15 protein-coding genes are annotated in these 10,429 nt (G+C 62.5%); 3 read left to right on the forward strand and 12 right to left on the reverse strand.

Annotation, left to right across the window (positions count from 1 at the left end; all coding sequences use genetic code 11):
• The 10 genes from FXB40_RS15320 to FXB40_RS15370 form a co-directional block, all read right to left on the reverse strand.
• On the reverse strand, positions 1-315 hold the full coding sequence (locus FXB40_RS15320; protein WP_148773009.1) for an HPr family phosphocarrier protein: 315 nt from the start codon (positions 313-315) through the stop codon (positions 1-3).
• A complete protein-coding gene (gene dhaM, locus FXB40_RS15325; protein WP_129267357.1) occupies positions 308-709 on the reverse strand; it encodes a dihydroxyacetone kinase phosphoryl donor subunit DhaM in 402 nt (133 codons plus the stop codon). Before dhaM ends, FXB40_RS15320 begins: the two co-directional genes overlap by 8 nt.
• Positions 706-1,320, reverse strand: a complete 615-nt coding sequence (gene dhaL / locus FXB40_RS15330; RefSeq protein ID WP_148773010.1) for a dihydroxyacetone kinase subunit DhaL — start codon at positions 1,318-1,320, stop codon at positions 706-708. Before dhaL ends, dhaM begins: the two co-directional genes overlap by 4 nt.
• Positions 1,317-2,324, reverse strand: a complete 1,008-nt coding sequence (locus FXB40_RS15335) for an ABC transporter ATP-binding protein (RefSeq protein ID WP_148773011.1) — start codon at positions 2,322-2,324, stop codon at positions 1,317-1,319. The genes dhaL and FXB40_RS15335 overlap by 4 nt, the downstream gene beginning before the upstream one ends.
• Complete coding sequence (locus FXB40_RS15340) at positions 2,317-3,414, reverse strand: ABC transporter ATP-binding protein (RefSeq protein ID WP_148773012.1); 1,098 nt, start codon at positions 3,412-3,414, stop codon at positions 2,317-2,319. The genes FXB40_RS15335 and FXB40_RS15340 overlap by 8 nt, the downstream gene beginning before the upstream one ends.
• A gap of 5 nt (positions 3,415-3,419) precedes the next feature.
• Positions 3,420-3,632, reverse strand: a complete 213-nt coding sequence (locus tag FXB40_RS15345) for a hypothetical protein (protein WP_148773013.1) — start codon at positions 3,630-3,632, stop codon at positions 3,420-3,422.
• Positions 3,629-4,582, reverse strand: a complete 954-nt coding sequence (locus tag FXB40_RS15350; protein ID WP_148773014.1) for a carbohydrate ABC transporter permease — start codon at positions 4,580-4,582, stop codon at positions 3,629-3,631. Before FXB40_RS15350 ends, FXB40_RS15345 begins: the two co-directional genes overlap by 4 nt.
• On the reverse strand, positions 4,579-5,538 hold the full coding sequence (locus FXB40_RS15355; RefSeq protein WP_148773015.1) for a carbohydrate ABC transporter permease: 960 nt from the start codon (positions 5,536-5,538) through the stop codon (positions 4,579-4,581). The genes FXB40_RS15350 and FXB40_RS15355 overlap by 4 nt, the downstream gene beginning before the upstream one ends.
• Positions 5,539-5,639: 101 nt before the next feature.
• Positions 5,640-6,974, reverse strand: a complete 1,335-nt coding sequence (locus FXB40_RS15360) for an ABC transporter substrate-binding protein (protein ID WP_430647363.1) — start codon at positions 6,972-6,974, stop codon at positions 5,640-5,642.
• A gap of 1,167 nt (positions 6,975-8,141) precedes the next feature.
• A complete protein-coding gene (locus FXB40_RS15370; RefSeq protein ID WP_148773017.1) occupies positions 8,142-8,321 on the reverse strand; it encodes a hypothetical protein in 180 nt (59 codons plus the stop codon).
• A gap of 453 nt (positions 8,322-8,774) precedes the next feature.
• Between FXB40_RS15370 and FXB40_RS15380 the strand changes: the two genes are divergently transcribed.
• Positions 8,775-8,960 (forward strand): hypothetical protein, encoded by a 186-nt coding sequence (locus FXB40_RS15380; RefSeq protein ID WP_148773019.1) that lies wholly within the window; start codon positions 8,775-8,777, stop codon positions 8,958-8,960.
• A 34-nt stretch (positions 8,961-8,994) separates the two neighbouring features.
• Positions 8,995-9,222, forward strand: a complete 228-nt coding sequence (locus FXB40_RS15385) for a hypothetical protein (protein WP_148773020.1) — start codon at positions 8,995-8,997, stop codon at positions 9,220-9,222.
• Positions 9,223-9,387: 165 nt separating this feature from the next.
• On the opposite strand, the gene FXB40_RS15390 is transcribed toward FXB40_RS15385, so the two are convergent.
• Both FXB40_RS15390 and FXB40_RS15395 read right to left on the reverse strand, forming a co-directional pair.
• Positions 9,388-9,660 (reverse strand): hypothetical protein, encoded by a 273-nt coding sequence (locus FXB40_RS15390; RefSeq protein WP_148773021.1) that lies wholly within the window; start codon positions 9,658-9,660, stop codon positions 9,388-9,390.
• Between the two features lie 10 nt (positions 9,661-9,670).
• Entirely contained in the window at positions 9,671-9,904 is a 234-nt protein-coding gene (locus FXB40_RS15395; RefSeq protein WP_187436897.1) for a hypothetical protein, read from the reverse strand.
• A 105-nt stretch (positions 9,905-10,009) separates the two neighbouring features.
• Between FXB40_RS15395 and FXB40_RS15400 the strand changes: the two genes are divergently transcribed.
• The coding region (locus FXB40_RS15400) for a transposase (protein WP_148773022.1) at positions 10,010-10,429 on the forward strand (420 nt) is incomplete at its 3' end.

Consider the following 10,429-nt stretch of genomic DNA (forward strand, 5'->3'; position numbering starts at 1 on the left):
CTAGGCCTCGCCGAAACCGTCATGCACCAGCGCCAGCATCGCCGCGAGCGCTGCCTCGCCGTCAGGGCCAGCGATGCGGAAATGCAGCGTTGCACCCTGCGGCGCCTTCACACGCATCACCTTCACCGGGCTCTTGGCGTCCGTCCAGGGTCCATCGGTGGCGAGCGCAATCTCGATCTTTGCGGTAAAGCCTTTCGCCAATTGCGTGAGCTTCACCGATGGCCGCGCGTGCAGGCCGACCGGATTGACGAGGACCGCGGAGGCGGTCAGCGTCGCAAACGTCTGGGCCGCCCGGTTGGCGTTGGCATCATGCATAGAATTCCTCCGCGCTGCGCTTGACGGCGGCCAGCGGCGAGCCGCCCGAAGACTCGGTCGCAGCGATCACAGCGCCCTCGACCACCGGGGCATTGCAAACCAGGACGCGCGCGCGTCGATCTTCAGGGAGCATCTCCACCGCCATCTCCGAATTGGTCTCGGCACCACCGAGATCGACAAGGATCGCGACGCCTGCCGGTGACCAGGCCGTCTCGATTGCTTCGAGGATTCCTGCAACGTTCGTACCGAGTCCGCCATCGACATCGCCACCGGTCCAGGCCAGCGGGACAGCGTCCCCAACCATCTGGCGCACCATATCGGCCGCGCCTTCCGCGATCTTCGGCGAATGCGACACGATGACAATTCCGACATTGCCGGGACGTAAACTGCTCATGTATTGACCTCGAACTTCAGTGTCTCAACTGCTGCGCCGATCAGGAGGGACGCCGAGCGCGAGCCCGGGTCCATATGACCGATGGAGCGTTCGCCCAGAAACGACGCGCGGCCGCGAATCGCCTGCATCGGCGTGGTGCGATCGGCCGCTTGCACCGCCTCCGCCGCGATCGCCTTGGCGTCGCCACCTTCCGCCAACACGGCGTGAACCGGCACCAGGACATCCAGCAGCGTCTTCTGTCCTGCCTCCGAACGCCCGCGCGCCTTGACGGCCTCGATCGCCTTCTCCGTCGCTGTGACGAGATCGGGCCGGCTTGGCTGCTCCGGAAGTGCCTTGCCCAGCTCCATGAAGAATGTCCCGACCAGCGGCCCTGAAGCGCCGCCGACCTTCATGACCAAGGTCATTCCGATCGCCTTCAGCATTTCGGGGAGCGACTTGTCGGCAAGGCCCGGCAATGTCGCGAGCACAGCCTCGAAACCGCGCTTCATGTTCAGCCCGTGATCCCCATCGCCAATCGCCTGGTCGAGGCTCGTCAATTCGTCCGCGTGTTCGATCACCGCTCCTGCCAGCGCTCGCACCAGTCTTTCTCTGGCTACCCGATCAAGGCTCATGCCGCTACCCTCCAGCCCCTCGCATCGAAAAACAGCGGCTTGTTCAGACGGAGCGAAACAACATCACCGGCGCCGAAGCCCGTCTCGGGATCCGCCAGGGTCACAACCGGTCGCCCGGCGACGTCGAGATGGAGATGGCTCTGGTCGCCGAGATGTTCGACCCGCTTGACGGTCGCCGACACGTCGCCACCTCCGCGCGCAATCGTCAGGTGCTCGGTCCGCGCGCCGATCGTCTCGGCGCCGGCCGGCGCGCCGCCGAACAGGGCTGCCGGCAGCAGGTTGATCGTCGGCTGGCCCAGCCGTGCCGCGACATGCGCGTTGATCGGGTTCTCGTAGATCTCGCGCGGCGAGCCGATCTGCATCAGCCGCCCGCCTTCGAGCACGCCGATGCGCGAGGCCATGGTCATCGCCTCGGTCTGGTCGTGGGTGACATAGAGGATCGTCGCGCCGAGATCGACCTGGATCCGCTTGAGCTCGAGGCGCAGTTCGCCGCGCAGCTTGGCATCCAGCGAGGAGAGCGGTTCGTCCATCAGATAGATCGAGGGCGAACGGACCAGGGCCCGACCGATCGCGACGCGCTGCATCTGCCCGCCCGACAGCTGCGTCGCCTTGTTGTCCAGCTTGGTCTCGATATGAAGCAGACGCGCCACCTCCTGCACCTTCACGCGAATATCGGCTTCGGGCACGCGGCGGGTCGGCGCGCGCAACGCGAAGGCCATGTTCTCGAACACGGTCAGATGCGGATACAGCGAATATTGCTGGAAGACAAAGGCGACGTCGCGGTCCGCCGGTGCATCGCCGGTCACGTCGCGCCCGTCGATGCGGATCGAACCGCTGTCCGGCTGCTCCAATCCGGCAATCAAGCGCAAGGCCGTGGTTTTGCCCGCGCCAGTCGGCCCGAGCAATGCGACGAACTCGCCATCGCCGATGGTCAGCGACAGGTCGCTCAAGGCTTGCGTCTTGCCGAAGGCCTTGGAGACGGCGTTGATCTCGACCTCAGCCATGCGCACCTCCCTCATGCAGCGCGGTGCGAATGGCCCGACCCGACGCCTTGTCGAAGATCGACAGCGTATCAGGCCGGAAGTCGAGCCCGACCGTCTCTCCGGTCCGGAACGATCTGCTGCTCGGTGAGCGGGCCTTGAGTGCGCCGTAGTGCGTCGTCACGGTCACGATCTGCGTCGTGCCCAGATATTCCGTGCCATAGACCTCGCCGCGGACCATGCCGCGGTCGGTGAAGCGCACATGCTCCGGCCGCACCCCGAGCACGAGCTCGCTTTCCACCATGGCCTCGCGCGCGGCCGGAATTGCAACGTCACGCTCGCCCAGCCGGATCGCCTCTGCGCCGGTCTGCAGACCACTCCGGAACGGCAGAAAGTTCATGGGCGGCGAACCGATGAAGTCCGCGACGAACAGCGAGGCCGGTCGATCATAGATGTCACGCGGGCTTGCGACCTGCTCGACGACGCCATTATTCATCACCGCGATCCTGTCGGCCATCGCCATGGCCTCGAGCTGGTCATGCGTAACGTAGACGGTCGTCGCGCCCAGCCGGTCATGGAGAGAACGCAGTTCATGAATCATGGCCTCCCGCATCTCGGTATCGAGCGCGCCGAGCGGTTCGTCCATCAGAAAACACTTCGGCTTGCGCACGATCGCCCGCCCCAGCGCGACGCGCTGACGGTCGCCGCCGGCAAGGCCCGACACCGAGCGGTCGAGGAGATGGGAGATCCGCAGGATGCGCGCGGCCTCGACGACCCGCCGGTCGCGCTCGGCCGCACTGATGCCCTCGCATTTCAGCGGAAAGCCGATGTTGCGCCGGACATTCATATGCGGATAGAGCGCGAAGAGCTGGAACACGAACGCGATGTCGCGCGCCGATGCGCGGTTCATCGTCACGTCTTCGCCATCGAGCCGGATGGTGCCTGATGTCGGCAGCTCCAGGCCGGCGATCATGCGGAGCGTCGTGGTCTTGCCGCAGCCGGAAGGTCCGAGCAGGCAGAGGAACTGGCCGTCCTCCACCGTGAAGCTGGCCGACTTGACCGCATGAAACGCACCGAAAGACTTGTCGAGCGCCTCGACCTTGATCTGTGCCATCGCGCCTACTCCCGAACCTTCGACACGATGGTGAACATCACCGTGCCGAACAGGGTCGTCGCAAACGACCAGGAATACAGCGTCAGGGAGAGTGGCTGCATCAGCATGACGACACCGGCCGCGATGATCGTGGTCGCCGCGGCCTCCAGCGGACCACGGCGCAGGACACGATCCGCAAGACCGCGACGCGCAATGGATGGGGTGGCATCGATACTCATTTGCGGACGGCTCCAAAGGTGATGCCGCGCAGCAGATGCTTGCGCAGAAGCACCGTGAACACCACGATCGGCACCAGGAACAGCGTCGTGCCGGCGGCCACCGCGGGCCAGTCCTGTCCGCCCTCGCCGATGATGATCGGAATGAAAGGCGGCGCCGTCTGCGCGTTGCCCGAGGTGAGAAGCACCGCGAAGGCGTATTCGTTCCAGGCGAAGATCAGGCAGAAGATCGCGGTTGCCGCGATTCCCGTGGTGGCCTGCGGCAGCACCACCTTCACGAAGGCCTGGAAGCGCGTGTATCCGTCGATCATTGCCGCCTCCTCGTACTCGCGCGGGATTTCGTCGATGAAACCCTTGAGCAGCCAGACCGCGAGCGAGACGTTGACCGAGGTGTAGAGCAGGATCATTCCGAGCCGCGTATCCGACAAACCGATGGTGCGGTACATCAGATAGATCGGGATCGCGACCGCGATCGGCGGCATCATCCTGGTCGACAGGATGAAGAACAGCAGATCGTCCTTCAGGGGCACGCGGAAGCGCGAGAAGCCATAGGCCGACAAGGTGCCGAGCGCGACGGCGAGCACGGTCGAACCGAACGCGATGATCAGCGAATTGATGAAGCGCGGCACGTAGTTCGAGGGACCGGCGACCACCATGTTGCGGCTGCGCGCGATGCTGTCGCAAAGCCCCTGCGGCGGTCCGAGCGAACGGATGAACTCCGGGGTCTGGCGCGAGCGGGTCGTGAACAGGTTGCAGAAGCCTTCGAGCGACGGCTTGAACATCACCTTGGGCGGATAGGAGATCGCGTCGTCGGGCGACTTGAACGCGGTCAGCATGATCCAGACCAGCGGGATCATGGTGATGACGGCATAGAGCACGACGAGCGAGCCGGCAAAGCGCCGCGTCGTAATCGACGGCTCGACGACGGAATGGGCTGTGGTGGCTGAGGTCATCGGCTTTTCACCTTGTTCAGCGCCTTCACATAAATGTTGGCGAGGCCGAACACCGTCACGAACAGGATGATCGCGAAGGCCGAGGAATAGCCGGTGCGCCAGCTCTCGAACGCCGCACGCTTGAGCGTGATCGAGGCAACTTCCGTGGTCGATCCCGGCCCGCCGCCGGTGAGCAGATTGACCATGTCGAACATCTTGAAATTCTCGATGCCGCGGAACAGCACCGCCAGCATGATGAACGGCAGCGCCATCGGCAGCGTGATCGACCAGAACTGCCGCCATTTCGACGCGCGGTCGACCTCAGCCGCCTCATAGATGTAGTCCGGGATCGAGCGCAGGCCTGCCAGACAAATCAGCATAACATAAGGCGTCCACATCCAGGCATCGACGATGACGATGGCCCAGGGGCTTAGCGTGACATCGCCCAGCATCTGGAATGACGAGGCCGCGCGGCCGGTGAAGAAGGCGACCACGTAATTGAACAAGCCGATCTGCGGCTGGTAGAGGAACGTCCAGAAATTGCCGACGACGGCGGGCGACAGCATCATCGGCAGCAGGATGATCGTGGTCCACATCCCGTGGCCGCGGAACTTCTTGTCGATGAGGTAGGCAAGGCCAAATCCGAGGACGGTCTCGATCACCACGGTCCAGATCACGAAATGCGCGGTGACCTGCATTGCCGCCCAGATGTCCGGATCGGTCAGGATCGACTGGTACCAGTCGGCCCCCAGCCAGATCGTCGGCACGTTGGCGCGATTGGCGCGGTAGTTCGTGAACGAGAGATAGATCGTCCACAGCAGCGGGAAGATGTTGATCGCCAGCAGCAGCACGATCGTCGGCGTGATGAAGAGCCAGGCGAGCGTCTTGTCCGACAGGCCCCGGATACGACGCGCCATGCCTGGCCGGACCATGACGGCCCGATAGGTGATCCGCGAAGAGGCACTCAATTCATTCATTGCGTCGACCGATCCTGGTACCGGGCGTCGACGATGCGACAGTTCCGGTCATCGCGAAGGAAAGCCCGGAGCGCGAGCGCACGCGCTCCGGGCAAGCTACTTCAGAACTTCTTGCCTTCTTCCTTGAAGATCGCCTTCCAGTCCTTCACCAGACCGTCGAGCGCTTCCTGTGCAGTGCCCTTGTCGGCCACCACATAATCATGCACGCGCTTCTGCTCGGCCTGCAGCAGCTGGGCGTAGGAAGGCTCGGCCCAGAAGTCGACGACCATGCCCATCGACTGCAGGAACTCCTTGGCGAACGGCGCGCTGTCCGGGAAGCTCGGGTCGTTCAGCACGGATTTGGCGCAGGAATAGCCGCCGAGCGCCCACCACTTCTTCTGGACGTCGCCGCCGGAGAACCACTTGATGTATTGCAGCGCCTCGGGCTGGTTCTTGGAGTAGGAGACGACCGAGATGCCCTGGCCGCCGAGCTGCGTCGCCTGCCCGGCAGGACCGGCCGGATTGACGAAGAAGCCGATCTTGTCGCCGCCGACATTCGGGTCCTTGTAGAGGCCCGGGAAGAAGGCGAAGAAGTTCATCTGCAGCGCGACCTGGCCGGACTTGAAGGCATCGAGCCCTTCCGACATGTAGGAGTTGGAGGCACCGGGCGGCGTGCAGCACTTGTAGAGCTCCTTGTAGGCTTCGAGCCCCTTCACGGCACCGGCTGAGTTCACGAACCCGTCCATCGCATAGGGCTTCTTCGGATCGTCATATTTGAAGCCGTAATCGTAGAGGTAGTTCGAGACGCCCATGGTGATGCCTTCCGAGCCACGCTCGGTGTAGATCGAGGCGCCATAGACCTTCTTGCCGTCGATGTCGCGGCCCTGGAAGAATTGCGCGATGTCTTTGAGCTCATCGAGCGTCTTCGGCACGCCGATGTCGCGGCCGTATTTGGCCTTGAAGTCCTTCTGCACGTCCGGCCGTGCGAACCAGTCCTTGCGATAGGTCCAGCCCACCGCATCGCCCATCGCCGGCAGCGCCCAATAGTTCGGCGAGTTCTTCGGCCACTCGGAATAGCCGACCACGGTGGCCGGCATGTAGTCGTCCATGCTGATTCCTTCCTTCTTGAAGAAATCGTTGAGCTTGACGTACTGGCCGTTCTCCGCGGCGCCGCCGATCCATTGGGAATCGCCGATGATGAGATCGCACAGCGAGCCGTGCGAATTGAGTTCGTTCAGGAATCGATCTGCGTAGTTGGTCCACGGCACGAATTCGAACTTCATGCCGATGCCCGACTTGGCGGTGAAGTCCTTCGAGAGTTCGACCAGCGCGTTGGCGGGATCCCATGCGGCCCAGCACAGCGTGATGGTCTTGCCTTGCGCCTGTGCGGGCGTGGTCCCCGCTCCGACGCCGAATGCGGCGGCGACAGCCCCGCATGCCACAACAAGCGTCTTCATCGTCCGTTTCATGATGCGTTCCCTCCGAGTGGGGCCGGCCATCGACATGGCGCGGCTTTCCTGTCCGCCCGAATGCTTCGAGCAGAGCGACACAGTCCGTGACGAGCTGAGTAACTAAACTAGCGTTTCCTCGCGCCACCCGGATTCTAGAGGCCCGGCAGGCTCGATTTGTTTAGTGAACCACCAATTACTAAACATTGCAAGCGGAGTCGGCGGCGCGTTTCGACGCGGGCGTGCGGTGTCGGCGTGGGATGGGTCTGTGGGGATGTTATGGGGGGCTCGCGCGCAACGCGCTGTTGGGCTCAGAGATGGCGGCTGGGTAGTCGCGACTCTCGCTCCGGAGTATGAGGCGGCATCGCCGATGACACGCCTTCGCGCTCTCGCGGCTCATTTCGCCCGAGCTTTGCTCGATCTCTCCGCCCTCTTGTCCAAGAGGGCGCAGGGAAGGCCGGGTGCTGACCTCGCACCCGCGGTCTGCTGCGCGAAAATGTAGCGCAAAAAGACCGCACAGCAGCATACAGGTGAAGCCAAACACACGGCCTTCCCTGCGCGATGGGTTGACGGCTTATGCCGTGCTCTCCCGGGAGCCGAGTTCCTTCTGGCCTCCCTCACTTCGCGGATTGACGATGTGGTTGACCCGGTTGGGCGCTCCACACCTCCGCAAAAGCTTGACCGTAGCAACGACGGTCAGGACCACACGGTTTTGCCGTACGCACGGCTCGCTGGTTCGCCGCAATATTCCCCGGCCTTGTCGACGTTGCCGAAAAATTGCTGGCGAGACGAACCTGACGGCGCCGCTCGTCGACGCGCGGTTTCGGGCTCACAGGGACTACCCGCCCTGCCCGCTACCCTCACGCCCAACGCTGCCCGCGTCCACCGCAAGCCCGGCTCGCAATCAAGACGACACGAGATCGCCCCTCAAGGATGAGCCGGGATGAGCGACACATACGCCATTTCCGAATTTCGGTAAAGCGGAATATTTTTACAAGCAGGGATTGACGTGGTGGCGAAACAGGGCGGTTTTGCCCCGACGGGCGAGCAGCTGACCGCGCCTCTGGTGGCTTGGCAGCTGGGCCAAGCAAGGGACTTAAGCTACGAGGAAGGCATTCTGAAAAGGAAGGCCTGCTGAGAAGGAACGCATGCCGGGCCGTCGCCGCAATTCACGGCTCATTTGATGAGCCATCGCCCTTTATGGATATCGAACTTCACCGAGCCTTCGTCTCGCATTTTCAACAGGAGGGACTGGCAAGCTTCCTCGTTCGCGACATTGGCGCGTTTCATGACCTCGTAGACTTTGAGCGGCTTCTCGCGAAGCGCCGTCAGGATATTTTCTCGATCATTCAGCACGACGAAACTCCTCCTGCCAACAAGCGCGCCAATTCACTGAAAGTACGACAGCTGATCTTCCGTGACGACTCGCTCGACATTCCCCGACTTGCTCTTGATACGGTATCGAAGACGTCCATCTGCCTCGATGGGCATACATTGAACGACGGTGTAAACCATTGCCGGATCAGTTGCTGCGCGTCCCTGTGGACCTTGGGGCTGGTGGCGAACGTCTTCATTCAGCTTATAGGCATACGACATGTGCTTACCTCCAAGGTCATCTACGCTTGCTCTAGCGTAGAGCATGCTGTGACGCAATGTAACCAAGCGTTTGTGTGGCAGCTTCGCCGGTGCGCTGGGACCGTTGGGGGGACGCCCTGCACTTTTGAGGTCGCCGCCTGCGCGACAAGCGTCTATTGTTCCCGGGACTCATTTGAATAGTTCCGGACAAATCGCTGCTGCAGGGATCGAACAATGACCAAACAGAAGCGCTTCGCCGAGCAACAGCTCGCGGATCAAGCGGACCGAAAGGCGCAAAACCCAATCGGAGCGCGGCAAACGATAGCGGACAGCCACGCCGATCCGGAGTTCCAGGAGAACCACAAGCGTCTCAGGGCGGAGCGCCTGGCGCGAGATGCCGGGCCGACAGGCAAGAATTGACCCGACTTTCGCGAAGCGTTTGGATCGAGAAACGATGACAAAGACATTTGGTGAGCACCAACCGCCGAAGCCAATCAGCAAAGCGGAGCGTGAGGCACGCAAGGCCTTCCGCCAGGTCGATGCGGTGAAGGCCATGTCCGAGCACGCGCTCGCCGAGGAGGCCTTCGCTCAGAATCGAGAACGGCTGAAGGCAGAGCGGCTGGCGCGGGAAGCCGCGGCGGGCCCGGTCCCAAAAAAGCAACCCAAGGCGAAGAGCAAGTGACCCTGCACGAACAGCTGCACGACTTGAGCTTGCAGGGGCGGCTCTAAAGCACCGCCAAGCTTCCTCCCAGCCGGAGCGGTGAGCCACTCGGCCCGCCTCATCATCACGCGCGGAACATATTCGCGGCAGCAGTTAAGTGCACTGACATCTCAATAACCGGCGTCGTCATTCGACGACCTCCACCGGCCAGCCGAAGTAGGAATAGAGAAACTCCCCGCCCCCTTCGCGATCGGTCAGCTTTACGCGAAGGCGGAAGCGTGTCCCGACCGGATAAATCTTTGGGTTCATCAGATCCTTGCTGCACTCAACGCGAAGATGCGCCGGGAAGTCTTCGCCGGGAACGGGGCGAATGTGCACCGGTCCGTGCAGGCCCGCGGTGCTTTCGGGGTAATAGCTCTCGACGATGCAGTAACGGTAGTGCTCGTTGCACTTCGCCATGGCTGCTCTTCTACCGCTTCGTCTTCTTGGCCGGCTTCGGCTCGGTCGGCACGAAGTAGCCGGCCTTTAGCCAGTCGCGCCCGACCTTGTCCACCTTGCAGCCGATCTTCTCGAGCCGATTTGCGAGGTCATTTCGACTCTCCGTCGATTCCGACAACTTCACGATGTGTCGGCCGGCGACGTCTGAGAACGGCTTGATCTTACCGACCTGAACGAGGACAGTCTTCTCGGCGTGGCGCCCCATTGCGAGGCCCGCTTCGAATAATCTTACTGAGTCATTCGGCCGCGCCCGCGAGGGCGGAGAATCAAATATTTGAAGAGATTCAATATTTGGCACACGGAGGGCCAGATGGATCTCAACCAGGTTGAAGACAGCGAGGCACGGTTTACGGCGTATGTAGCTGGGCTTGGAAGTGTGATCGGTCAGGCCGTGCGGATGAGGCCGCTGCGTGACTATTGCACCGGTTTGATGCTGCCGGGTGAACGCAAGAGCGTTGAGCCGATGGCGGCACGAACGGCGCCGGCGCGGACGGCAGCCCAGCACCAATCACTGCTGCATTTTGTTGGTAACGCGAGTTGGTCGGACGCGGACGTGCTGGCCAAGATTCGCCAGATGGTGCTGCCCGCGATCGAGAAGAACGAGCCGATCGAGGCGTGGATCATCGACGACACGTCATTCCCCAAACAAGGTAAGCATTCGGTCGGCGTTCACCACCAATATTGCGGTCAGCTCGGCAAGCAGGCCAATTGCCAGGTGGCGGTGTCCCTG

This window comes from Bradyrhizobium rifense (assembly GCF_008123425.1).
GTDB classification, from domain to species: Bacteria; Pseudomonadota; Alphaproteobacteria; order Rhizobiales; family Xanthobacteraceae; genus Bradyrhizobium; species Bradyrhizobium rifense.

What these genes read in the sequence shown, in the direction of transcription:
- dhaM (WP_129267357.1), bottom strand. Translation starts at nt 709, where the DNA reads ATGAGCAGTTTACGTCCCGGCAATGTCGGAATTGTCATCGTGTCGCAT.
- FXB40_RS15355 (WP_148773015.1), bottom strand. Translation starts at nt 5,538, where the DNA reads ATGAATGAATTGAGTGCCTCTTCGCGGATCACCTATCGGGCCGTCATG.
- FXB40_RS15380 (WP_148773019.1), top strand. Translation starts at nt 8,775, where the DNA reads ATGACCAAACAGAAGCGCTTCGCCGAGCAACAGCTCGCGGATCAAGCG.
- FXB40_RS15385 (WP_148773020.1), top strand. Translation starts at nt 8,995, where the DNA reads ATGACAAAGACATTTGGTGAGCACCAACCGCCGAAGCCAATCAGCAAA.
- FXB40_RS15390 (WP_148773021.1), bottom strand. Translation starts at nt 9,660, where the DNA reads ATGGCGAAGTGCAACGAGCACTACCGTTACTGCATCGTCGAGAGCTAT.
- dhaL (WP_148773010.1), bottom strand. Translation starts at nt 1,320, where the DNA reads ATGAGCCTTGATCGGGTAGCCAGAGAAAGACTGGTGCGAGCGCTGGCA.
- FXB40_RS15350 (WP_148773014.1), bottom strand. Translation starts at nt 4,582, where the DNA reads ATGACCTCAGCCACCACAGCCCATTCCGTCGTCGAGCCGTCGATTACG.
- FXB40_RS15395 (WP_187436897.1), bottom strand. Translation starts at nt 9,904, where the DNA reads ATGGGGCGCCACGCCGAGAAGACTGTCCTCGTTCAGGTCGGTAAGATC.
- FXB40_RS15335 (WP_148773011.1), bottom strand. Translation starts at nt 2,324, where the DNA reads ATGGCTGAGGTCGAGATCAACGCCGTCTCCAAGGCCTTCGGCAAGACG.
- FXB40_RS15345 (WP_148773013.1), bottom strand. Translation starts at nt 3,632, where the DNA reads ATGAGTATCGATGCCACCCCATCCATTGCGCGTCGCGGTCTTGCGGAT.
- FXB40_RS15320 (WP_148773009.1), bottom strand. Translation starts at nt 315, where the DNA reads ATGCATGATGCCAACGCCAACCGGGCGGCCCAGACGTTTGCGACGCTG.
- FXB40_RS15340 (WP_148773012.1), bottom strand. Translation starts at nt 3,414, where the DNA reads ATGGCACAGATCAAGGTCGAGGCGCTCGACAAGTCTTTCGGTGCGTTT.
- FXB40_RS15360 (WP_430647363.1), bottom strand. Translation starts at nt 6,974, where the DNA reads ATGAAGACGCTTGTTGTGGCATGCGGGGCTGTCGCCGCCGCATTCGGC.